Origin of the sequence: Mangrovibacter phragmitis (genome assembly GCF_001655675.1) — a bacterium.
Taxonomy (GTDB): domain Bacteria; phylum Pseudomonadota; class Gammaproteobacteria; order Enterobacterales; family Enterobacteriaceae; genus Mangrovibacter; species Mangrovibacter phragmitis.
On the sequence record NZ_LYRP01000022.1, the window covers coordinates 358,744 to 381,932 of the forward strand.

The 23,189-nt window shown below is 51.0% G+C and carries 18 protein-coding genes; 5 read left to right on the top strand and 13 right to left on the bottom strand.

All coding sequences use genetic code 11. The features are described 5' to 3' along the window. Positions 1–15 precede the first annotated feature (15 nt). Together kefF and kefC are read left to right on the top strand one after the other, a co-directional pair. The gene (gene kefF / locus A9B99_RS14800; RefSeq protein WP_064598735.1) at positions 16–546 is read left to right on the top strand and encodes a glutathione-regulated potassium-efflux system oxidoreductase KefF; all 531 of its coding nucleotides are present in this window, start codon (positions 16–18) and stop codon (positions 544–546) included. Further along, positions 539–2,398: a glutathione-regulated potassium-efflux system protein KefC gene (gene kefC, locus A9B99_RS14805; RefSeq protein WP_064598736.1), complete on the top strand. Its 1,860-nt coding sequence runs from the start codon at positions 539–541 to the stop codon at positions 2,396–2,398. Before kefF ends, kefC begins: the two co-directional genes overlap by 8 nt. Positions 2,399–2,442: 44 nt before the next feature. On the opposite strand, the gene A9B99_RS14810 is transcribed toward kefC, so the two are convergent. Then, entirely contained in the window at positions 2,443–3,057 is a 615-nt protein-coding gene (locus tag A9B99_RS14810) for a LysE family transporter (protein WP_064598738.1), read from the bottom strand. A 231-nt stretch (positions 3,058–3,288) separates the two neighbouring features. On the opposite strand from A9B99_RS14810, the gene folA reads away from it, so the two are divergent. Continuing rightward, entirely contained in the window at positions 3,289–3,768 is a 480-nt protein-coding gene (folA, locus tag A9B99_RS14815) for a type 3 dihydrofolate reductase (protein ID WP_064598740.1), read from the top strand. Positions 3,769–3,849: 81 nt separating this feature from the next. On the opposite strand, the gene apaH is transcribed toward folA, so the two are convergent. The 6 genes from apaH to lptD are packed head-to-tail and all read right to left on the bottom strand — an operon-like array spanning position 3,850 to position 10,597. Further along, positions 3,850–4,683 carry a bis(5'-nucleosyl)-tetraphosphatase (symmetrical) ApaH gene (gene apaH, locus A9B99_RS14820; RefSeq protein ID WP_064598742.1) on the bottom strand — a complete coding sequence of 278 codons (834 nt, stop codon included), beginning with the start codon at positions 4,681–4,683 and terminating at the stop codon, positions 3,850–3,852. Between the two features lie 6 nt (positions 4,684–4,689). Further along, positions 4,690–5,067, bottom strand: coding sequence for a Co2+/Mg2+ efflux protein ApaG (apaG, locus tag A9B99_RS14825; RefSeq protein ID WP_036106296.1), 378 nt, complete (start codon positions 5,065–5,067; stop codon positions 4,690–4,692). Positions 5,068–5,070: 3 nt separating this feature from the next. Continuing rightward, on the bottom strand, positions 5,071–5,892 hold the full coding sequence (gene rsmA, locus A9B99_RS14830) for a 16S rRNA (adenine(1518)-N(6)/adenine(1519)-N(6))-dimethyltransferase RsmA (protein WP_064598744.1): 822 nt from the start codon (positions 5,890–5,892) through the stop codon (positions 5,071–5,073). After that, complete coding sequence (pdxA, locus tag A9B99_RS14835) at positions 5,889–6,875, bottom strand: 4-hydroxythreonine-4-phosphate dehydrogenase PdxA (RefSeq protein WP_064598746.1); 987 nt, start codon at positions 6,873–6,875, stop codon at positions 5,889–5,891. The genes rsmA and pdxA overlap by 4 nt, the downstream gene beginning before the upstream one ends. 13 nt (positions 6,876–6,888) lie before the next feature. Continuing rightward, a complete protein-coding gene (gene surA / locus A9B99_RS14840; protein WP_269448073.1) occupies positions 6,889–8,199 on the bottom strand; it encodes a peptidylprolyl isomerase SurA in 1,311 nt (436 codons plus the stop codon). A 37-nt stretch (positions 8,200–8,236) separates the two neighbouring features. After that, on the bottom strand, positions 8,237–10,597 hold the full coding sequence (gene lptD, locus A9B99_RS14845) for an LPS assembly protein LptD (RefSeq protein ID WP_064598750.1): 2,361 nt from the start codon (positions 10,595–10,597) through the stop codon (positions 8,237–8,239). A gap of 183 nt (positions 10,598–10,780) precedes the next feature. On the opposite strand from lptD, the gene djlA reads away from it, so the two are divergent. Continuing rightward, positions 10,781–11,599 (top strand): co-chaperone DjlA, encoded by an 819-nt coding sequence (gene djlA, locus A9B99_RS14850; RefSeq protein WP_064598752.1) that lies wholly within the window; start codon positions 10,781–10,783, stop codon positions 11,597–11,599. A gap of 222 nt (positions 11,600–11,821) precedes the next feature. Here the strand turns inward: djlA and rluA are convergent, their stop codons facing one another. The 6 genes from rluA to araB form a co-directional block, all read right to left on the bottom strand. Beyond that, positions 11,822–12,478, bottom strand: a complete 657-nt coding sequence (gene rluA, locus A9B99_RS14855; RefSeq protein ID WP_064598754.1) for a bifunctional tRNA pseudouridine(32) synthase/23S rRNA pseudouridine(746) synthase RluA — start codon at positions 12,476–12,478, stop codon at positions 11,822–11,824. Between the two features lie 13 nt (positions 12,479–12,491). After that, positions 12,492–15,398: an RNA polymerase-associated protein RapA gene (rapA, locus tag A9B99_RS14860; RefSeq protein ID WP_064598757.1), complete on the bottom strand. Its 2,907-nt coding sequence runs from the start codon at positions 15,396–15,398 to the stop codon at positions 12,492–12,494. Between the two features lie 155 nt (positions 15,399–15,553). Then, on the bottom strand, positions 15,554–17,914 hold the full coding sequence (gene polB / locus A9B99_RS14865; protein ID WP_064598759.1) for a DNA polymerase II: 2,361 nt from the start codon (positions 17,912–17,914) through the stop codon (positions 15,554–15,556). 92 nt (positions 17,915–18,006) lie between these two features. After that, complete coding sequence (araD, locus tag A9B99_RS14870; protein ID WP_064598761.1) at positions 18,007–18,702, bottom strand: L-ribulose-5-phosphate 4-epimerase; 696 nt, start codon at positions 18,700–18,702, stop codon at positions 18,007–18,009. A 58-nt stretch (positions 18,703–18,760) separates the two neighbouring features. After that, on the bottom strand, positions 18,761–20,263 hold the full coding sequence (gene araA / locus A9B99_RS14875; protein WP_064598763.1) for an L-arabinose isomerase: 1,503 nt from the start codon (positions 20,261–20,263) through the stop codon (positions 18,761–18,763). Between the two features lie 10 nt (positions 20,264–20,273). After that, positions 20,274–21,986 (bottom strand): ribulokinase, encoded by a 1,713-nt coding sequence (araB, locus tag A9B99_RS14880; protein ID WP_064598765.1) that lies wholly within the window; start codon positions 21,984–21,986, stop codon positions 20,274–20,276. A 343-nt stretch (positions 21,987–22,329) separates the two neighbouring features. Here araB and araC point away from each other — a divergent pair, with 343 nt between their 5' ends. Beyond that, positions 22,330–23,178 (top strand): arabinose operon transcriptional regulator AraC, encoded by an 849-nt coding sequence (gene araC / locus A9B99_RS14885; protein WP_036106883.1) that lies wholly within the window; start codon positions 22,330–22,332, stop codon positions 23,176–23,178. Positions 23,179–23,189: the final 11 nt, after the last annotated feature.

A 23,189-nucleotide genomic window follows, 5' to 3' on the forward strand; every position in this document is an offset into this window, starting at 1 on the left:
CACAAGCTGAAGCCTATGATTTTGATTATTTATGCACATCCTTATCCCCATATTTCCCATGCGAATAAAGCAATGCTGGCACATGTAGCTGATTTAAAAGGGGTTGAAGTGCGTTCACTCTATGAGCTGTACCCGGATTTCAATATTGATGTCGTAGCGGAGCAACAGGCATTAAGCAGGGCTGACCTTATCATCTGGCAGCACCCTATGCAGTGGTACAGCATGCCTCCTCTGATGAAACTATGGATAGATAAAGTACTGTCTCATGGCTGGGCTTATGGGCGGAATGGGTCTGCTCTGCATGGTAAATCTATGCTCTGGGCGGTGACGACCGGAGGTGGAGAGCACCACTTTAGCCTGGGAGACCATCCGGGGTTTGAGGTTCTGGCGCAACCCGTTCAGGCAACTGCACTCTATTGTGGTTTGTCGTGGCTGGAACCTTATGTCATGCACAGCACGTTTATTTGCGATGATGAAACGCTGTCTCAGCATGCGGAGTTATACCGGCAGCGTTTGCTGGCCTGGCAGGAGTCATTCAATGGATAGTCATAACCTGATACAAGTCCTGATTTTTCTTGGGGCGGCGGCGTTTATCGTGCCTCTGGCTGTGCGCCTGGGGCTTGGCTCTGTGCTGGGTTATCTGATTGCCGGTTGCCTTATCGGCCCCTGGGGATTACGCCTGGTCACTGATGCACACACCATTATTGCTTTTGCAGAAATAGGGGTGGTGCTGATGCTGTTTGTGATTGGTCTGGAGTTGGATCCCCGCCGGCTGTGGACCTTACGAACCCCGGTGTTTGGTGGCGGGGCATTGCAAATGCTGGCTTGTGGGTTGTGCCTTGCGGCGTTTTGTTTCGTACTTGGATTAAGCTGGCAGGTGGCGGTACTGACTGGTCTGACACTGGCATTGTCCTCCACGGCAATTGCCATGCAGGCAATGAATGAACGTAATCTGGCGCTTTCCCCTATGGGGCGGAGTGCATTTGCTGTGCTGCTTTTTCAGGATATTGCCGCTATCCCACTGGTTGCCATGATTCCATTGCTGGCGAACAGTGGCGCATCCACCACACTGGGCGCATTTTTGATTTCAGCGGCTAAGGTGGTTGCCGCTCTTGCACTGGTTGTCGTGTTAGGGCGTTACGTTACACGGCCATTACTACGTTTTGTAGCCCGATCAGGCTTGCGGGAAGTCTTCAGTGCCATGGCATTATTTCTGGTCTTTGGGTTTGGTGTGTTACTTGAAGAAGCCGGTCTTTCGATGGCAATGGGCGCATTTCTTGCCGGGGTTTTACTTGCCAGTTCGGAATACCGCCATGCGCTGGAAAGTGATATCGAGCCTTTTAAGGGGTTATTGCTGGGGCTATTTTTTATTGGCGTTGGGATGTCGGTAGATTTCGGTACTCTGGCACATTATCCCCTGCGCATCTTACTTTTGCTGGTGGGCTTTTTACTGATAAAGGCGCTGGTATTGTGGCTGGTTGCCCGTCCACTGCAGGTTCCTCGTCGGCAATGGCGCTGGTTCGCGGTGTTGCTGGGGCAGGGGAGTGAGTTTGCTTTTGTGGTATTTTCTGCCGCACAAAGTGCCCGGGTGCTTGATGAAAGTTGGGCGCGTTCATTAACACTCGCTGTCGCGTTATCTATGGCTGCAACACCTTTGTTGCTGGTCTTGCTGAACCGGCTGGAATGTGCTGAAACCGGTAGTGAGCAGGAAGCTGATGTAATTGATGATCAGCATCCCAGTGTCATTATTGCCGGGTTTGGGCGTTTTGGGCAAATCGCCGGACGTTTATTGCTGGCAAGTGGTGTGCCGGTAGTGGTTCTCGACCATGACCCCGACCATATTGAGATTTTGCGTAAGTTTGGCACACAGGTATTTTATGGTGATGCCACGCGGGAAGATTTATTACGCTCTGCGGGTGCTGAAAAAGCATCGGTACTGATTAATGCTATTGATGACCCGGATGTCAGCCTGCAATTGACAGGAATGGTCCATGAACACTTTCCTGATTTGCATATTATTGCCAGAGCGCGTGACCTGGAGCATTACATTCACTTGCGTCAGAATGGTGTACAGGCCGAACGTGAAACATTTGAAAGTGCCATTCTGGTTGGCCGCCATGCGCTTGAAGCGCTGGGAGTCGGCCGTTATGAAGCCCGGGAACGAGCAGATCATTTCCGGCGTTTTAATAACCGAATGGTAGAAGAAATGGTATCAGCGAGTGATGACATGCAGGCAAGGGTCGCGGCACAGCGGCGAGCCAGTGCTATGTTGAGTGACAGTATTGAGCAAGATCGCAATCAACTGGATTTGATGCAGCGGCACGGCTGGCAGGGAACAGATCAGGGTAAGCATGGCAGCAACTTGCAGGGCACCCCGGATAAGCTCAGCGAGAAATAACAGGGTAACAGGCATTCCCCTTAGTGGCACAGAGGGGAATGATGTCAGCTTAGCGCAACTTTTATACCCAGAACCAGCAGCATGCCGCCGAGCAGTTTATCAACCACTTTCTGAGCCTTCGCCAGCCCACTGCGCACTGGGGCGCTTTGGATTAGTAGCACCAGTAGTGGCCACCAGATAACCGTCAATCCCACAATGATACCGGCATACCACAGTTTCTCACCCAACCCTGAGTGTACATTTAATACCTGGGTAAACATGGCGAGAAAGAATAACGTCGCTTTGGGGTTGAGCAGGTTACACAGATACCCCTGAATAAATGCCTTACGCAGTGTGGTACTTTGCGGTGTTAACTGGTTCAAATCCATTTTGCTGCCGCCACGAGAAAACAGTGCCTGAAGGCCAACCCAGATAAGGTATGCAGCACCTGCGTATTTCAGTAAGCCAAACAGCCAGGGTGTTGTCGTGATGACTACGGCCAGACCGGCGACACAATAAGTCATATGTGTAACCACACCACAAATCACGCCGAGTGCGGTCATTAGTGCTGCTTTACGTGGGTAGCGGGCGGCATTTTTGATAACCAGGAAAAAGTCGGGGCCAGGAGAAAGCATACCAAGAGCGGCAATGGTTATCACAAACAGTGTGGTTTCAAGCATGGAAGTATCCTGGTAAAAAATAGCGGCTGCACTATATCTTCCTCTGAACAAAAAGGGTAGCCCTCTTGTGGCTTTCTGCCACCAGTATGCAGTCCCGGCAACACTTCAGAGCGGATTGTGGGATACCGCTCAGGGGGAAAATATTTCTGCTTTTTTGCACGGGTCTCCTGGTGACGAAATACCCGGCTTTCCGTATAGTGGCGACAATTTTGAATATTCAGGATGCACTGCATGATTAGTTTGATTGCTGCGCTGGCTGTGGACCGCGTTATTGGGATGGAAAATGCCATGCCGTGGAACTTGCCCGCTGATCTGGCGTGGTTTAAACGCAATACATTGAATAAACCAGTTATTATGGGGCGGTTAACCTGGGAGTCTATTGGCAGACCATTGCCCGGGCGCAAGAACATTGTTCTCAGCCGTACTCCGGGTAATGATGACCGTGTACTTTGGGTAAGTTCAGTAGAAGAAGCGCTTGCGCTGTGTGCTGAAGATCCTGAAGTGATGGTGATTGGTGGCGGGCATGTTTACCAGCAGTTTCTGCCAATGGCTCATCGCCTGTATCTGACTCATATTGATGCTGAAGTGGAGGGCGATACGCACTTCCCTGAATATGAAACGGATGAATGGCAGTCGGTATTCAGTGAGTTTCACGATGCTGACGACAAGAACAGCCACAGTTACTGTTTTGAGATACTGGAGCGGAATTAACACCATTCACCGAGTGGTTGTTATGGCAAATTAACCAACGCCTGTCGTTTTGCTCAAACAGGCGTTGCTATGATTTCTCGTCTATTTCTCGTCGGAAATTTCCGGGCGTAGTGAGGCCTGATGGAACCAGGTTTTATCTTCCCAGCGCAGGCAGGTTAATGCCCCACCCCAGCAACAGCCAGTATCCAGCGCATACACGCCTTCTGGTGTACCTTGCCCTTCCAGTGATGCCCAGTGGCCGAAAGCGATACTGTATTCTTCCCGTACCGGCCCGGGTAATAAAAACCAGGGCTTTAGCAGGGAAGGCGCATTGCCGGGCGCATCTTTGCAGTACATATCCAGTTGCCCATTGGCAAAACAATAACGCATTCTGGTCAGTGCATTGGTTGAAAAGCGCAGTCGCGCCAACCCAGTAAGCTGTGGCGACCAGTTATTAGGCATATCACCATACATGGCATCAAGGAACAAAGGGTAGCTGTCACTGGACAACACTGCAGATACCTCGCCGGCACAGGCGATTGCGGTAGCTAAATCCCATTGAGGAGTAATGCCTGCATGTGCCATAACCAGTTGTTTGGTTTCATCCACCTGAAGCAATGGCTGGCGGCGAAGCCAGTTAATCAGGGCATCTGCATCAGGCGCTTCCAGTAGCGGAGTGACCAGGTCTTTGGGCTTATTGCGGCTGATACCGGCGTAGACTGCCAATAAATGCAAGTCGTGATTACCGAGCACAATGCGCACACTGTCGCCCAGATTACGGACGTAGCGCAAAACCTCTAAAGACTTCGGACCACGGGCAACCAGATCCCCCGTCAACCACAACGTATCGGCTTCTGGCCTGAAGTTCACCTGGTTGAGTAAGGCTATCAGCTCATCATAACAGCCGTGAACATCACCAATTATGTATGTGGACATAGGCGCTTAATGTATCAGAGTTGGAACGGCCAGGCGGAAAACAGGAATAGCAAGGCGGAAAGCATTACCATTGGCATCAATCATTTCATAATGTCCTTCCATCGTGCCTAAAGGGGTTTCGATAACAGCACCGCTGGTGTACTGGTATTCACTGCCTGGGTCAATATGCGGTTGTTCACCAACAACACCTTCGCCCTGCACTTCGGTTTCGCGCCCATGACCGTTAGTGATTAACCAATAACGGCCAAGCAATTGCACAGGCTCTCGCCCCAAATTGCGGATGGTAACGGTATATGCAAAAACAAAGCGCTCATCTTCCGGGGATGATTGCGATTCGACATAAACACTCTGTACCTGCACACAAACACGGGGCGATGCTGTCATAGCTTAACTCTCCTGCGATGGGGGATTTTCAGCTAAAAAATTAGCCATCTGGCAATATTGGGCAACGGAGACATTTTCAGCCCGCAGCGCGGAATCCACACCCAGTTCAGCCAATGTCTCTGGCGAGAACAAATTGCCTAAGCTGTTGCGCAATGTTTTCCTTCTTTGGTTGAAGGCTGCGGTAGTAATCCGGTTCAGGATATTCAGTGCCTTGACTGGATGGGGCAATGTTGCATGCGGAACCAGCCTGACCACGGCGGAATCCACCTTAGGTGGTGGTGTGAATGCGCCTGGTGGTACTTCGAGCACCGGAATAACCTTGCAGTAATATTGCGCCATTACACTTAACCGACCATACGCTTTCGTGCCAGGGCCTGCAACCAGGCGGTTGACTACTTCTTTTTGCAGCATAAAGTGCATGTCAGCAATGGCATCAGTATAGCTAAACAGGTGGAACATAAGCGGCGTAGAAATGTTATATGGCAGGTTGCCGAATACACGTAACGCCTGTCCTTGTTTTTTAGCCAGTTCAGCAAAGTCCATCGTCATAGCGTCTTGCTGGTAAATGGTTAGTTTTGGCGCAAGGAAAGGGTGTGTTTGCAGACGGGCAGCAAGATCCCTGTCCAGCTCAACAACAGTCAGTGCATCCAGCCGTTCACCAACGGGCTCTGTCAGAGCGCCCAAACCAGGGCCGATTTCGACCAGTGCCTGGCCTTTTTGTGGATTGATGGCAGAAACAATACTTTCAATAATAAATTGATCATTGAGGAAGTTTTGCCCAAAACGTTTACGGGCTAAATGCCCCTGATGGACGCGATTATTCATTGACTCTTTGTAATCATGGTAATGGCGAGATTAAGCGCCGTGATAAAACTGCCGACATCTGCTTTCCCGGTACCGGCCAGGTCCAGCGCGGTGCCGTGATCAACAGATGTGCGAATAAAAGGTAAGCCCAGGGTGATATTCACCGCACGGCCAAATCCCTGATATTTTAGCACGGGCAGACCCTGATCGTGATACATAGCCAGGACAGCATCTGCATTATCGAGGTACTTAGGCTGAAAAAGTGTGTCTGCGGGGAGTGGGCCTTCCAGTTTCATGCCTTGTGCACGCAGGCCATCAAGCACAGGTGCAATGGTTTCTATTTCTTCAGTGCCCATATGCCCACCTTCACCAGCGTGAGGATTGAGCCCACACACCAGAATACGTGGCTGAGCGATACCGAATTTGGTACGCAGGTCATGGTGCAAAATAGCAATAACCTGGTGGAGTGAGTCAGCCGTAATGGCATCGCTGACGGCTTTGAGCGGCAAGTGGGTGGTCGCCAGTGCGACACGTAATGATTCTGTCGCCAGCATCATGACCACTTTTTCACAGCCTGCCTGCATCTGGAAGAATTCTGTATGACCAGTGAAAGGAATGCCCGCGTCATTGATAACGCCTTTATGCACCGGGCCGGTTACCAGTGCTGAAAACTCACCCTCAATGCACCCTTGCGCCGCCCGGGCGAGTGTTTCAGTGACATAAGGGCCATTGTCTTTAGCAAGGTGTCCGGGAAGAGACGGTGTATGCAAGGAAACAGGCAAACAAGTCAGTGAACCAGCTTGTTGGGGCAGTGGCGCTTCATTAGCCTGATAATTGCGTAGTACCAGCGGCAGGTTCAGTGCCCGAGCCCGGGACAATAACAGTTCAGGGTCTGCGCAAACAACCAGTTCAACTGGCCAGGCCCGTTGCGCCAGTTCGGCAACTAAATCAGGGCCAATCCCGGCAGGCTCGCCGGGAGTGATCACTACTCGTGCTATTTTCACTTAAATATCCAGATTAATTATCCAGGATTTTCACATACGCGCTGGCGCGTTGTTCCTGCATCCAGGTTGCCGCTTCTTCTGAGAACTTACGGTTGAACAGCATACGATAGGCCCTGTCTTTTTGTGCTTCATCAGTTTTATCCACACGACGGGTATCCAGAAGTTCAATCAGGTGCCAGCCAAAAGAAGAGTGGACTGGCTGGCTAATTTGCCCTTTTTGCAGGTGCATCAAAGCATCGCGGAAAGCCGGGTCGTAAGCGTCAGGAGAGGACCAGCCCAGGTCGCCACCCTGGTTTGCTGAACCAGGATCATCAGAGTTCGCCCGTGCAGCCGCGGCAAAGGTTGTTTTCCCGCTACGGATATCTGCAGCAATTTGTTCCAGTTTTGCACGCGCCTGCGCATCGCTCATGATAGGCGAAGTTTTAATCAAAATATGGCGCGCATGGACTTCCGTGACAGAAATATTCTGGGACTGCCCACGGATATCGTTCACTTTCAGGATGTGGAAACCCACACCGGAACGAATCGGGCCAATAATATCGCCTTTCTTCGCGGTGCTGAGTGCCTGAGCAAAAATCGAGGGGAGTTCCTGAATACGCCCCCAGCCCATTTGCCCACCTTTCAGTGCCTGCTGATCGGCGGAATAGGTAATTGCCAGTTTGGCAAAGTCGGCGCCGTTACGCGCCTGACTGATAATATCTTCAGCCTGGCTTTGTGCCTGGCTGACTTGCTCGGCGGTTGGGTTTTCAGATAATGGGATCAGGATCTGGCTCAGATTAAGTTCAGTGCTGGCATCATTCTGGTTGCCTATTTGTTTTGCCAGTGCATCCACTTCCTGAGGCAGGATAGTGATACGACGGCGTACTTCGTTATTACGCACTTCAGAAATAAGCATTTCTTTACGGATCTGCGCACGGTATGTGTTGTAGTTCATGCCGTCATAGGCCAGACGGCTACGCAGTTGGTCCATCGTCATATGGTTTTGCTGGGCAATATTAGCAATGGCCTGATCCAATTGCTCATCGCTGATTTTAATGCCCATTTTCTGGCCCATCTGCAGCACTATCTGATCCATGATGAGTCTTTCGAGGATCTGGTGGCGAAGGGTGTTGTCGTCAGGAAGTTGTTGCCCGGCTTCACCTGCGTTCATTTTTACGGACTTCATCAGCCCGTCAACATCACTTTCCAGTACTACGCCGTTATTGACAACAGCCACCACTTTATCAACAACTTGTGGAGCTGCAAAACCGGTATTCACCAACAGGGCCAGCGCGATACCAGGAAGCAGCGTTCTCCAGTTCATCATAGGTTTTCCATTTCTGATTAACCGCAATGCGGATTATGTTTCAAATCAATCAAGACTACAGTGAGCTTTGATACGGCAGAATGTTGGAGCGCAACATTTGATGCGTGCCAAGGCCATAGTTAGAACTCAGCCCACGCAATTCAATGTTGAAACCAATCACGTTGTCATACTTACTTTGGTTGTTCTGCCAACCATTAATTTTCCTTTCATAGCCAACGCGAATTGCGTAGCAGCAGGAGTTATATTGCAAAGCCAGCATTTGGTCAGCTGGTTGGTTTGCTTTGGTATCGTAGTAGTACGCACCGACAACAGACCAGCGATCAACGATTGGCCAACTTGCAGCCATTCCCACCTGAGAAATCCCGTTTTCATACTGCTCGCTGGTTGAGTAAGCTGGCAGTGTTGCCTGAATATATTCCGGGCTGGCGTAGCGGTAAGTAAACTGTACCATCCGGTCAGCATCCTGGCGGTATTCCAGTGAACTGCTCCCGGTCGCTACGTTTTCCATACGGGTATCATACTCTACGCCCCCCCGTAATCCCCAACGATTTGAAATACGCCAGTAGGAGTCACCGGCCCAGACAACCGCCCCAGTCTGGTGGTCATTATTTTCCCAGTTGATGTTGTCATCGCCAGTACGGGAACGGGTGAAATAGTAGATTTGACCAACAGAAGCGTTAAAACGTTCCACTGAATTTTCATCATAAATACGGGTTGTGACACCAGTCGACACCTGGTTTGCTGACGCGATGCGGTCCAGACCACCATAAGTCCGGTCGCGGAACAGACCCGTATAGTCAGATTGCAGGAAAGCGGAATCGTAGTTGTAGATATGGCTTTGATCGCGATAAGGAACGTACAGATACTGTGCGCGTGGTTCCAGTGTCTGGGTATACCCCTGGCTCCAGTCCATATCCCGCTCGAAAACCATTTTCCCGTCAACCTTAAACTGCGGCATTACCCGGTTAACATTGTCTTTGAGTGCCAGAGATGTCGCACTGTTATTAGCATAAGTGCGGTATTCATCAAGATTGGTCTGCTGGTAGTGAGTCGCCAGTAGTTTCGCTTCGGTATTAAGACTTCCCCAGTTATTGGACAACGGCAGGTTGATAGTCGGTTCAATATGCAGGCGTGTCGCTTCCGGGTAGTTGCTGTTCACGTTGGTGAACTTCACCGCCTGGGCATACAGATGGGTATCGAACGGCCCAACGTCATTTTGGTAGAAGTTAAGGTCTAACTGTGGCTCCGCACGGTAAGAGTTACTACTGGCTGTGTCGAAGACCTGGAACTGTTTTGTTGATAATGTGGCATCAAAGTTCTGTACTGCGTAACCCACGCTGAATTTTTGCGTGGCGTAACCATCCGTACTGGAACCATATTTTGAATCAAAGTTGTTAAAGTAATGCGGGTCGCTCACTTTGGTGTAATCGACGTTAAAGCGCCACACCTGGTCCAGCACACCGGAGTGTTTCCAGTAGAATAACCAGCGGTGCTTGTTATTTTCACTGGGGTATTCATTCTGGTAAACGCTATCGGATGGCAGGTAGTCAAATTCGACCAGCCCAGCCCCGGCTTGTGTTAAATAACGAAATTCATTCTGCCACTGGATATTGCCACGCTTATCCATGTAATGCGGCGTGATGGTGGCATCAAAGTTAGGGGCAATATTCCAGTAATAGGGGAGTGAAAACTCAAACCCGTTGGTGGAGCTATATTTCGCATTTGGGATAAGGAAACCCGAACGGCGTTTATCGCCAATAGGCAGTTGCAGATACGGGCTGTAAAATACCGGCACCGGGCCCAGTTTAAAGCGGGCGTTCCAAATTTCAGCAACCTGTTCCTGGCGGTCCTGGATGACTTCACTGCCTTGAATGCTCCAGGTATTGGAGCCTGGCAGACAAGAGGTGAAGGTGCCATTTTCCAGAATGGTATAGCGATTATTGTCACGCTGTTTCATCAGGTCGGCTGTACCACGGCCCTGCCGCCCGACCATTTGATAATCGCCATCCCAGACATTTGTGTCTTTAGTGTTGAGGTTAGACCACGCTTTCGGACCTTTCAGGATGATCTGATTGTCATCATAGTGCACATTACCCAGTGCATCGACAGTCCTGACCGGTGTAGTTTGACCTTCTACCTGTTTTTGATGAAGTTGTACTTCGTCAGATTGCAGGCGGCTGTTACCCTGTGCAATGTCAACATTTCCGGTGAAAGTCGCGTTGTCAGGATAATTACCTTTTGCATGATCGGCATTGATTGTTACGGGCAGATCATTAGTATCGCCCTGAACCAACGGGCGATTATAACTGGGCACACCCAGCATGCACTGTGATGCGAGATCGGCGGTAAATCCTTGTTGGCTGTACAAAGCCGAACCGATAAGGGTTGCCAGCAAGGTGGGAATACGTTTTTTCATACGTGTTTTTCGTTGTTCTGTCATCAGGGACTAAGCGTAGGCAAACGGAGAGAGACTAACGTAGTCGTTATCATAGTGCCAGTGTTAATCCAGCCTGTTTACACGCCTGTTATTAGGCTCAGTTATGAATGACAGGTATGATAAATGAATTTCGGTCTGACAGCATGACCATTTGGGGAGTATATGCAGTATTGGGGAAAAGTGATTGGCATTGCGCTGGGAATTATCTTCGGCGGCGGGTTTTGGGGCGCAATTGGCGGTTTGCTGATTGGTCACTTATTTGACCGCATGCGCATGCGCTCTGCCTGGTTTACCAGTCAACAACAGCGGCAGTCGATGTTCTTCAACACCACGTTTGAGGTGATGGGGCATTTGACCAAGGCCAAAGGACGTGTAACGGAAGCAGATATCCATGTTGCGTCACAATTAATGGAGCGGATGCAATTGCATGGTGACTCGCGGGTGGCTGCTCAGCATGCATTTCGCGTCGGTAAAGGTGCCTCTTACCCGCTGCGTGATAAAATGACACAACTGCGCAGCGTATGTTTTGGTCGTTTTGACCTGATTCGGATGTTTCTGGAAATTCAGATTCAGGCTGCTTTTGCCGATGGCTCGTTGCACCCGAAAGAGCGCGATGTTCTGTATGTAATTGCTGAAGAACTGGGGATCTCCCGGCTACAGTTTGACCAGTTTTTGCGCATGATGCAGGGCGGGGCACAATTTGGTGGCGGGTATCAGCACTCTTCTTCCGGGCAGCAGGGCGGCTACCAGCAAACGCAACGTGGGCCGACTTTGCAGGATGCATGCAATGTCCTCGGGGTGAAATCATCTGATGATGCGACAACAATCAAGCGGGCGTACCGTAAGTTGATGAGTGAACACCATCCGGACAAGCTGGTGGCGAAAGGGCTGCCGAAGCAGATGATGCAAATGGCTAAACAGAAAGCCCAGGAAATTCAGCAGGCTTATGATTTGATCAAAAAAGAAAAAGGATTTCGCTAACCTGGCGATTTCCCAGCTATTACAGAAGTGAAACAGCCCGGTAGTTTACCGGGCTCAGATTGATGAAAAAGAAGGAAAAAGCGTGGTTTTTCCTTCTTTTTAGTTAGCGGGCGAAAATCAATGAATTGATTTTCCTGGTTTTTTATCGGGTGACACCCTCTGGTTCTGTGCGGACATGAGGTTTGTCATCAGACTCAGCCCGGTGGTTAACCGGGCTGTGGGTCAGAAGTCTGCAAGCGCCCGGAATGTCATGCTGTTGCCAAAAGCCGGGTGTGTAATGGTCAGCGATTCTGCGTGTAACAATAAGCGCGTCGCCATTGCCCGGGCTTCGGGCGTGGCATAAAACTTATCACCCAGAATCGGGTGCCCCAGCGCCTGCATATGAACACGCAACTGGTGCGAGCGCCCGGTAATGGGGCGCAGAATCACTCTGGCCGTCATATCTGGCGCATACTCCACTACTTCATATTCAGTTTGTGCGGGTTTACCCGTTTCAAAGCAGACTTTTTGTTTGGGGCGGTTAGGCCAGTCACAAATCAGTGGTAAATCAACGATGCCTTCCGCTTTCTCCGGATGCCCCCAAATTCGGGCCACATACTGTTTCTTTGGCTCACGTTCCCGAAACTGACGCTTGAGTTCACGCTCCGCCGATTTGGTTAACGCCACAGCGATAACACCGCTGGTGGCCATATCGAGCCGGTGAACAGATTCGGCAGTGGGATAATCGCGCTGAATCCGTGTCATTACGCTGTCTTTGTGTTCTTCCAGCCGTCCGGGTACGGAAAGCAGCCCGGATGGCTTGTTCACCACCATAATATGCTCATCCTGATACAGAATGACCAGCCACGGGTCTTGCGGCGGAGAGTAAAACTCCAGCATCGTTGTCATTTCCTTACTGGTGCGTGACCACAATCAGGCGCAGCGCGTCGAGCCGCCATGAGGCTTCGGACAAACTCTCCAGTACTTGCTGGCGGTTATCTTCAATGGCACTCAGTTCGTCGTCGCGAATATTGGGGTTAATGGCTTTCAACGCCTCAAGGCGTGATAACTCGGCAGACAGTTTATCGTCAGCCTCTTTTCTCGCCGCATCGATTAACGCCTGTGCCGCTTTCCCTACTTGCTCTTCGCCATGCTGCAAAATCCCGTGTACATCCTGCTGGACGGCATTGATAAGCTTGCTGCTGGTGTGGCGGTTCACTGCGCTTAACTGGCGGTTAAAGCTTTCGAATTCCACCTGCGCTGCCAGGTTGGTGCCATTTTTGTCCAGCAGCATACGTACTGGGGTCGGTGGCAGGAAACGCTGCAACTGAAGTTGTCTGGGTGCTTTGGCTTCAACGACATACACCATTTCGACCAGCAATGTGCCAACGGGCAGCGCCTTGTTTTTGAGCAAGGAAAGCGCGCAACTACCGGTATCGCCCGACAGAATCAGATCGAGTCCATTACGAATTAAAGGATGTTCCCAGGTAATGAACTGGGCATCTTCACGGGAAAGCGCGACATCGCGGCTGAAGGTAATCGTGCAGCCATCTTCAGGCAAGCCCGGGAAATCTGGTACCAGCATATGGTCAGATGGCGTCAGGATAATCATGTTATCGCCTTTGTCATCCTGGTTGATGCCAATAATGTCGAACAGGTTCATGGCAAAATTCACCAGCGCAGTATCATCATCCTGTTCGGCGATTTCATTGGCCAGCGCCTGGGCTTTTTCGCCACCGTTGGAGTGAATCTCCAGCAGGCGGTCACGGCCCTGTTCTAACTGGGTTTTCAGTGCGTCATGCTGGGTGCGGCAGCGGTGAATCAGCTCAGCAAAGCCTTCTTCGTTTTCGGGTGCTGCCAGGTAGCCAATCAGTGATTCACAGACGTCATCGTAAATGGCGCGGCCAGTTGGGCAGGTATGTTCAAAAGCATCCAGCCCTTCGTGATACCAGCGGACCAGAATGGATTGCGCGGTATTTTCCAGATATGGGACGTGAATCTGGATGTCGTGTGCCTGGCCAATACGATCCAGACGCCCGATGCGCTGTTCAAGTAAATCAGGGTTAAATGGCAGGTCAAACATCACCATGTTGCTGGCAAACTGGAAGTTACGCCCTTCAGAACCAATTTCCGAGCATAACAGCACCTGTGCGCCGGTATCTTCCTCAGCAAACCAGGCGGCTGCGCGGTCACGTTCAATAATTGACATACCTTCATGGAAGACGGCTGCGCGGATCCCTTCACGTTCACGTAACACCTGCTCCAGTTGCAGTGCTGTCGCTGCTTTGGCGCAAATAACCAGAACTTTTTGTGAGCGATGGCTGGTGAGGTATCCCATCAGCCAGTCAACACGCGGATCAAAGTTCCACCAGGTGCCGTTGTCACCTTCAAATTCCTGGTAAATCTGTTCCGGGTAGAGCATGTCGCGCGCACGTTCTTCCGCCGTTTTACGCGCACTCATAATGCCAGAGACTTTTATAGCCGTTTGATACTGAGTGGGTAATGGCAGACGAATAGTATGGAGTTCACGCTGTGGAAAGCCTTTCACACTGCTGCGGGTGTTACGGAACAGCACCCGGCTGGTACCATGGCGGTCTGTCAGCATGGAAACCAGTTCCTGGCGGGCTGCTTCACTGCTTTCGCCACCACTATTAGCCGCTTTCAGTAGCGGTTCGATATCCTGTTCACCAATCAGCTCGCTCAGCGTATTGAGGCTTTCATCACTCAGATGGTTACCTTCCAGCAACAGGGAAACGGCATCGGCAACCGGGCGGAAGTTATTTTGCTCGGCAACAAATGCTTCGTAATCATGAAAACGGCTTGGGTCCAACAGGCGCAGGCGGGCAAAATGGCTTTGCATGCCAAGCTGCTCTGGGGTTGCAGTTAACAACAATACGCCTGGTACGCGTTCAGCCAGTTGCTCAATTACCTGGTATTCGCGGCTTGGGGCTTCTTCGCTCCATACCAAATGGTGAGCTTCATCCACCACCATTAAATCCCACTCGGCTTCGCACAGGTTTTCCAGACGCTGCTTGTTGCGGCGCACAAAGTCCAGTGAGCAAATAATCAGTTGTTCGGTATAAAACGGGTTCTCGCTGTCGTGTTGCGCTTCTGCGTATCGCTCATCGTCAAACAACGCAAACCGCAGGTTAAAGCGGCGCAGCATTTCCACCAGCCACTGATGTTGCAGGGTTTCCGGGACAATGATCAACACACGTTCAGCAGCGCCACTCAGCAATTGCTGGTGAATTATCATACCGGCTTCAATGGTTTTCCCCAGACCGACTTCATCGGCAAGTAACACGCGGGGGGCATGGCGACGACCTACGTCGTTGGCAATATGTAACTGATGTGGTATCAGGCTGGTGCGCATACCACGCAGGCCACTCCAGGGCATGCGGTATTGCTCGCTCTGGTATTTCCTGGCACGAAAGCGCAGTGCAAAACGGTCCATGCGGTCAATTTGGCCGGCAAACAGGCGATCCTGTGGTTTACTGAACACCAGTTTACTGTCCAGCAGTACTTCACGCAGTATGACGCCACTTTCCTGAGTGTCTTCACGGGTACCCAGGTAGGCGAGTAATCCATTCTCTTCCTTGACTTCATCCACTTTTAACTGCCAGCCCTCATGGCTGGTAATGGTATCCCCAGGGTTAAACATCACGCGGGTGATGGGGGAGTCATTCCTGGCATACAGACGATTTTCTCCGGTTGCCGGGAACAATAATGTCACCATGCGGGCATCAATTGCTACTACTGTTCCCAGTCCCAGTTCGCTTTCCGTATCGCTGATCCAGCGCTGACCAAGTGTAAAAGGCATAAATATTCGGCTCTGTTGTATATCTAAAAGTTGCAGGCAATAGCATTACAGCCGACGGCACAGGGCGGCGGCACGTTGAAGAATTCGGTTATGAGTTGTGGGATATGACCCGGAAAGGGCGCTATGGTAATGGATGGCAACGCATTCGTCACCTGTCAAAATAACCCAAGTTGCCCCGTTAACAGTGTAGCAAACTCCTTACCAAGGAAAGGTAAAATTCCTTCGGCAATAGGTTGTAGCTGCCGGGTAAGGTAGTGTTCATAGTCCAGTGGCGATTGCGCAAGCCCGGCGGGCTCTGGTCCTTGTAATGTCCAGACATATTTCACTGTGCCTCGCCCATTATAGCGCGGAGGCCGCCCGGCGCGGCGGTCAAATTCGTTAGCAAGCCGTGCGGCTCTGGCATGAGGAGGAATATTCCTCTGGTAATCATCCAGTGGCCGACGCAGCCGCTTACGGTATACCAGTTGGTCATCCAGTTCGCCAGCCATCAGGCGGGCAATAGTCTCGCGAATATAATCTTCATAAGGCTCGTGCAGAAAAACACGTTGATAGAGATTTTTCTGGAAGGTTTGTGCAAGGGGAGTCCAGTCTGTGCGTACGGTTTCCAGCCCTTTAAACACCAGTTGCTGTTTACCTTCGCGTATAACCAGGCCTGCATAACGTTTTTTACTCCCCGTCTCGGCACCGCGAATTGTGGGCATCAGAAAACGGCTGTAATGGGTTTCGTATTCCAGTTCCAGCACACTCTCCAATTGTTGCGTTTCACGCAGGTGATCACGCCACCACTGATTGACCAGACTGACCAGGCGCCTGCCAGCTGCATCAGCTGCCTCTTCGCTGTGCGCTTGTTTCAGCCAGACGAAGGTAGAATCTGTATCGCCATAAATTACATCAAAACCTTGTGATTCAATGAGTTCTCTGGTCTGACGCATAATGGCATGGCCACGCATCGTAATCGATGAAGCCAGTTGGGGGTTAAAAAATCGGCAGGCGGAAGTACCCAGTACACCATAAAATGCATTCATCAGGATTTTTAACGCCTGCGACAACGGGGCATTTTTTTGCTGTTTGGCTCGCTCCCTGCCTTGCCATATTTGGCTGACGATTTCAGGCAGGCAATGTTTTTCACGGGAAAACCAGGCACCAAGAAACCCTTCAACCGCATGCTGTTCATCAGAATGCAACTGGCCTTCCACCAGCCCAACCGGGTCGATAAGAAATGTGCGAATAATTGACGGGTACAGGCTTTTAAAATCCAGAACCAGCACCGAGTCATACAGGCCAGGCCTGGAGTCCATAACATACCCGCCGGGGCTCGCCTGAGGCGGAATTTCCCCCAGGTTAGGCGCAACATAACCGGCCCGGTGCATACGTGGAAAGTAGAGATGGCAAAACGCAGCAACAGATGCGCCATGCCTGTCTGCCTGCAGACCATTAACCGCCGCGCGTTCCAGTAAAAACGGCATGATGTCGGTGTGCCTGAAAATACGGGTGACCAGCTCGCAATCTTTTAAATTGTATTGTGCCAGCGCCACTTTATCCTGCTGGAACCGCCGGTCTATTTCTGCCATGCGATCCCAGGGATCGTCAATGTCTTTACCTTCCCCCAGTAACTCCTGGGCAACTGATTCAAGTGAAAAAGAGGGAAAACTCCAGAAAGCGGATTTCAGAGCTTCAATACCGTCAACCACCAGGCGGCCGGGAATTTGTGCGAAAAAATACCCCTGGTTATAGCCATGTTCACGCCACTCAATTTCACGCTGTTCCCTGCCTGGTAGCAGACGAACGCCGTATTTATCCGCCTGTTTTTGCAAGATACGTAAATCGAACTGAATCACATTCCAGCCGATAATGACATCCGGATCATGCTCAGCAATCCACTGATTCAGACTGTGAATAAGGCCGGCTCTGTCAGGAATAAAGGTCAGTTGAAAATCAGTTGGGGCAAGGGGCTCTGGTGGGTTGCCCAGCATAAATACCTGGCGTAGCCCACAGCCTTCAAGACCAATGCAGTAAAGCTCGCCATGCCGGTTAGTTTCGATATCCAGAGAAACCCAGCGTAAATTTGGGCGGTAATCGGGGTGCGGCTTCATTTTTGCCTGGTGAATTCGCTGTGGCTGGTGTTCACCATCAACCCAGACTGGCGCGGTAATGAAACGTTCCATCAGGTAACGTTCGGGGGGGCGAATATCCGCTTCATAGACTGTAATACCGGCTTCGCGCAGCACTTTTTCAATGCGTAATAACTGCCGGTATTGTTGGCAATAGAGCGCACACACGGGCTGGTGGTGGAAATCCTTTAACGGCAGTGATGCCCAGCGCAGATGTGATTCATTGCCCAGCAGTGCCTGAGCGCGCGCCCTCTGTGATTCTGGAATGAAGGCAGTTGATTGCTGGTGGGGGAGCCGGGCACAGACCGGCCCGGCATCAGTTGCCAGCCAAAATTCAATCTCTGTACCTTGCGGGGTATCCCGCCAGTGCCGGGTCAGAACAAAACCGGCTCTTGCCTGTGACACTCAGGTTTCCCTCGTAATAAACGGTTTTCAGTATACCCTGAAAACCGTAGTGTCACTGCATTTATGTACAGTGTTTCTGGCAGGCAGCGTGATTACTGGCCGTAATACGCCCTGGCCCCATGCTTGCGCAGGTAATGTTTATCGAGCAGAGTTTGCTGCATATCGGGTAATTGTGGGGCCAACTGGCGGCAAAAAATGCCCATATACGCAACCTCTTCCATCACAATGGCGTTGTGTACGGCATCCAGCGCATTTTTACCCCAGGCGAAAGGCCCATGGGAGTGCACCAGTACACCTGGCATCTGGTTTGGGTCGGTACCGTGTTGACGGAAGGTATCCACAATAACCTCGCCAGTTTGCCACTCATAGTCACTATTGATTTCGTCGTCGGTCATTTTACGGGTGCAGGGGATTGAACCGTAAAAATAGTCCGCATGAGTGGTGCCTGTCGCCGGAATGCTTTGGCCAGCTTGTGCCCAAATAGTGGCATGGCGTGAGTGGGTATGAACGATACCGCCAATATCAGGGAATTGCTGATACAGGATGCGGTGAGTTGGGGTATCTGAGGAAGGTTTCTTATTTCCTTCAACTACTTCGCCAGTTTCCAGACTCACGACCACCATATCTTCAGCTTTCATCACGGTGTAATCCACCCCTGAGGGCTTAATAATAAAAACACCGGCTTCGCGGTCAACCGCACTGACATTACCCCATGTCAGGGTAACCAGATTGTGTTCAGGCAAAGCCAGGTTGGCTTCAAGTACCTGACGTTTTAATTCTTCAAGCATTGTTATCCTCCAGAGAAAAGAAGGGCCAACCCTGAGGCTGGCCAAAGTTCCCCTGTTACTACCGTTTAAAGCTGTAATACATTTCGTTCCAGCGCAGCGCATCTTTAAAGGCAGGAAGACGTGTATCGTTATCAATTACAGCCAGTTCAATATCGTGCATTTCTGCAAACTGGCGCATATCGTCCAGGTTAAGTGCCTGACTGAAAACGGTGTGGTGAGCGCCGCCAGCCAGAATCCAGGCTTCAGAGGCTGTGTTCAGGTCTGGCTGTGCTTTCCAGAGTGCATTGGCAACCGGCAGTTTTGGCAGCGCGTGAGGTGCTTCAACCGCATCAACACAGTTAACCAGCAGGCGGAAACGGTCGCCCATGTCTATCAGACTGGCGTTGATGGCCGGGCCTGTTTTGGTTGAGAAAATCAGGCGGGCCGGATCTTCTTTACCGCCAATCCCCAGGTGCTGTACATCCAGAAGTGGTTTTTCTTCGGTGGCAATGGAAGGGCAGACTTCCAACATGTGTGAGCCAAGCACCATATCGTTACCGGGCTCAAAGTTGTAAGTGTAATCTTCCATAAATGAGGTGCCGCCCTGCAGACCGGTTGACATCACTTTCATAATGCGAAGCAGGGCGGCGGTTTTCCAGTCGCCTTCACCAGCAAAGCCGTAGCCTTGCTGCATCAGACGTTGAACTGCCAGACCGGGCAGTTGTTTCAGGCCGTAGAGATCTTCAAATGTTGTGGTAAACGCGTGGAATCCACCTTGTTCCAGGAAGCGCTTCAAACCCAGTTCAATACGTGCAGCATCAATAACGTTTTGGCGTTTATCGCCATTGACTTGCGCCGCAGCACTCAGGCGGTAACTGCTTTCATATTCATCAACCAGTGCATTGATATCTCCCTGGCTGACTGCATTAACCACACTCACCAGATCGCCAACCGCGTAGTAGTTCACGGAAAAGCCGAATTTGATTTGTGCAGCAACTTTGTCGCCGTCGGTCACCGCAACTTCACGCATGTTGTCACCGAAACGAGCCACTTTGATATGACGGGTATTCTGTTTGGATACCGCCTGACGCATCCAGGAGCCAATGCGTTTATGGGCTTCACCATCCTGCCAGTGGCCCGTTACCACACTGTGTTGCTGGCGCATTCTCGCGCCGATGAACCCAAACTCACGGCCGCCGTGCGCGGTCTGGTTCAGGTTCATGAAGTCCATATCCATGGTGTCCCACGGAATTTGCGCATTAAACTGGGTGTGGAATTGCAGTAATGGCTTGGTCAGAATTGCCAGTCCGTTGATCCACATTTTGGCTGGAGAGAAGGTATGCAGCCAAACCATCATCCCGGCGCATTTTTCGTCGTGATTCGCTTCACGGCAAATTGAGGTGATTTCATCTGGTGTGGTGCCAAGCGGTTTCAGTACCAGTTTGCAAGGGAGCTTTGCCTCTGCGTTCAGCGAGTTGACAACATGTTCTGCATGCTGGGTAACCTGACGTAAGGTTTCCGGGCCATATAAATGCTGGCTACCAATCACAAACCACACTTCATATTGTTCAAAGATATTCATTATTCTGTCCTTAATGTGTCAGGGCGGTTGCATCTGTCTTCTTGGCAGACGATGACGCCGTTACAGAGGGGAGATAGTGCTGTTCTGCGCTGGAGGCCCAGGCCAGGTAGCGTTGATATAACTGTTCAAAGCGCTCTGCGCTGACTGGTTTTGGCTGCAGGGTTTTTTCAACATTGCTGGCCATGGCTTGTTGCGCGGCCGGAATATCGCTGTGTACGCCTGCGGCAACGGCCGCGAAGATAGCTGCACCCAGAGCGCAACACTGGTCTGAAGCAACGATTTGCAGTGGGCGGTTAAGCACATCGCAGCAAACTTGCATAATGACAGGGTTTTTACGGGCAATACCGCCCAGCGCCATTACGCCATTAACCGGAATACCTTGTTCTGTAAAGCACTCCATAATTGCGCGGGCACCAAATGCCGTGGCTGCAATAAGGCCTCCAAACAGCGCCGGAGCATCAGTACCCAGGTTCAGGTCAGTAATGACACCTTTCAGTCGCTGGTTGGCATTGGGGGTTCGGCGGCCATTAAACCAGTCGAGCACTACCGGGAGGTGATCAAGTGCCGGGTCTTTTGCCCAGGCTTCAGTCAGTGCGGGGAGTAATTGTTTTTTACTGGTCTGTAAGGTGTCTTTTAATTCAGGATGTTGCGCAGCTAATTGATCCAGTGGCCAGCCCAGCACCCGGCCAAACCAGGCATAAATATCGCCAAATGCAGACTGCCCGGCTTCCAGGCCAATAAAGTGCGGCACCACGCTGCCATCTACCTGACCACAAATGCCTTTGACTGCCCGGTCACCTACAGTGGGCTTGTCAGCAATCAGAATGTCGCAGGTAGAGGTCCCGATAACTTTCACCAGTGTATTGGCCTGTGCCCCTGCTCCTACCGCCCCCATATGGCAGTCAAACGCGCCACCGGAAATCACTACGGTTTGTGGTAACCCCAGGCGTTCAGCCCATTGGGCAGATAACGTGCCAACAGGAATATCGGCAGTCCAGGTATCAGTAAATAGTGGGTGAGGCAGGTGTTGATTGATGATGGGATCCAGCTCATCGAAGAAACTGGCAGGAGGCAACCCGCCCCAGCTTTCATGCCACAAGGATTTGTGCCCGGCGCTGCAGCGGCCACGACGAATAGCCTCAGGCCTGGTGGTATCGGAAAGTAAAGCAGGGATCCAGTCGCATAACTCAATCCATGAGGCGGCTGCTTTGGCGACGCTCTGATCCGCACGAGTTACATGCAGTATTTTGGCCCAGAACCATTCACTGGAATAAATCCCACCAATGTAGCGTGAGTAATCCTTATGGCTCGGTGCATGGCAAAGCCGTGTGATAGCTTCAGCCTCTTCAACAGCCGTGTGGTCTTTCCAGAGCACGAACATGGCGTTGGGGTTTTCAGCAAATTCAGGGTTCAACGCCAGAACGTTACCGTCTTTATCAATCGGCGCGGGTGTTGAGCCCGTGCTGTCAACGCCAATTCCGACAACGGAGTCCCGCTGTTCAGAAGATAAATTGGCCAGCACGGTTTTTAACGCTTTCTCCATTGATTCAATGTAATCAAGAGGGTGATGGCGGAACTGGTTTTCCGGGGCATTGCAATAGCGCCCTTCCTGCCAACGTGGATACCACTCCACACTGGTTGCCAGCTCGCTGCCTGTGACGGTATCGACTGCCAGTGCACGAACTGAATCGCTACCAAAATCGAGTCCCAGCGCTATAGCCATTTTTAATACTCCGTGGATCTGTAAAAAACATATCCAGAACATTAGTTTTCGTAGCTAAAAACAGTCAGGGTGTATTCGCTGATCTTATGGATAAAAATGCTATTAGTCTTCAAATTGTGACCGCACGCAAAAATTTGATGTGGATATTTCTGCCATGCTTATAGACACTTTGGTTATCTGCTAAATGAGTTGTTAATTAAGGTTTATTCGGGTAATAGTTGATCCGAAGCGGTTTTTGGCTGTTCAGTGCTTTCTTTATGGTTTCATAGGTTTACTGTTCTGTAGTAGAACAGTGAATATGGACAAATGGTTTCTCAACTCTTACGCAGGAGTCAAATTCGGTATGGCTGAAACACAAAATGATCCCCTGCTGCCAGGGTATTCATTTAACGCGCATCTGGTTGCCGGGTTAACCCCTATAGAGTCTGGGGGGCCGCTGGATTTCTTTATTGACCGTCCATTAGGTATGAAGGGTTTTATCCTGAACCTGACCGTCAAAGGTGAAGGCGTTATCAATAACAACCATCAGCAGTTTATTTGCAAACCGGGGGATATGTTGTTGTTTCCGCCGGGAGAAATTCACCACTATGGTCGCCACCCTGATTGCAGTGCCTGGTACCATCAATGGGTCTACTTCCGTCCCCGGGCATACTGGCTTGAGTGGCTGAACTGGCCGACAATTTTTGCGCATACCGGTTTTTACCGGCCAGATGAACAACATATTGAAGCGTTCTCTTCTCTGATTCAGCAGGTGATTGATGCGGGTCAGTCTCAGGGGCGTTATGCCGAACTACTGGCGATAAATTTGCTGGAACAATTATTGTTGAAGCGCATGGCGGCTATCAGTGAATCAATGAATCCACCTCTGGATAACCGGGTGCGTGAAGCCTGTCAGTATATCAGCGACCACTTGTCCGACAGCCAGTTTGATATTGCCGGTGTGGCGCAGCATGTGTGCCTTTCTCCCTCCCGGCTGTCACATTTGTTCCGCCAGCAATTGGGGGTGAGTGTGCTGAGCTGGCGGGAGGATCAGCGTATCAGCCAGGCGAAATTGTTGCTCAGTACTACACGTATGCCTATCGCCAGTGTCGGGCGTAATGTCGGGTTTGAGGACCAGCTCTATTTTTCGCGTGTATTTAAAAAATGCACAGGCGCCAGCCCCAGTGAGTTTCGTGCCGGTTACGAGCAATAAGTGAGTGGGTA

Excerpts from the sequence above, each read along its gene's own strand:
- kefF (WP_064598735.1), top strand. The coding sequence starts at position 16 with ATGATTTTGATTATTTATGCACATCCTTATCCCCATATTTCCCATGCG.
- kefC (WP_064598736.1), top strand. The coding sequence starts at position 539 with ATGGATAGTCATAACCTGATACAAGTCCTGATTTTTCTTGGGGCGGCG.
- A9B99_RS14810 (WP_064598738.1), bottom strand. The coding sequence starts at position 3,057 with ATGCTTGAAACCACACTGTTTGTGATAACCATTGCCGCTCTTGGTATG.
- folA (WP_064598740.1), top strand. The coding sequence starts at position 3,289 with ATGATTAGTTTGATTGCTGCGCTGGCTGTGGACCGCGTTATTGGGATG.
- apaH (WP_064598742.1), bottom strand. The coding sequence starts at position 4,683 with ATGTCCACATACATAATTGGTGATGTTCACGGCTGTTATGATGAGCTG.
- apaG (WP_036106296.1), bottom strand. The coding sequence starts at position 5,067 with ATGACAGCATCGCCCCGTGTTTGTGTGCAGGTACAGAGTGTTTATGTC.
- rsmA (WP_064598744.1), bottom strand. The coding sequence starts at position 5,892 with ATGAATAATCGCGTCCATCAGGGGCATTTAGCCCGTAAACGTTTTGGG.
- lptD (WP_064598750.1), bottom strand. The coding sequence starts at position 10,597 with ATGAAAAAACGTATTCCCACCTTGCTGGCAACCCTTATCGGTTCGGCT.
- djlA (WP_064598752.1), top strand. The coding sequence starts at position 10,781 with ATGCAGTATTGGGGAAAAGTGATTGGCATTGCGCTGGGAATTATCTTC.
- rluA (WP_064598754.1), bottom strand. The coding sequence starts at position 12,478 with ATGCTGGAGTTTTACTCTCCGCCGCAAGACCCGTGGCTGGTCATTCTG.
- rapA (WP_064598757.1), bottom strand. The coding sequence starts at position 15,398 with ATGCCTTTTACACTTGGTCAGCGCTGGATCAGCGATACGGAAAGCGAA.
- araD (WP_064598761.1), bottom strand. The coding sequence starts at position 18,702 with ATGCTTGAAGAATTAAAACGTCAGGTACTTGAAGCCAACCTGGCTTTG.
- araA (WP_064598763.1), bottom strand. The coding sequence starts at position 20,263 with ATGAATATCTTTGAACAATATGAAGTGTGGTTTGTGATTGGTAGCCAG.
- araB (WP_064598765.1), bottom strand. The coding sequence starts at position 21,986 with ATGGCTATAGCGCTGGGACTCGATTTTGGTAGCGATTCAGTTCGTGCA.
- araC (WP_036106883.1), top strand. The coding sequence starts at position 22,330 with ATGGCTGAAACACAAAATGATCCCCTGCTGCCAGGGTATTCATTTAAC.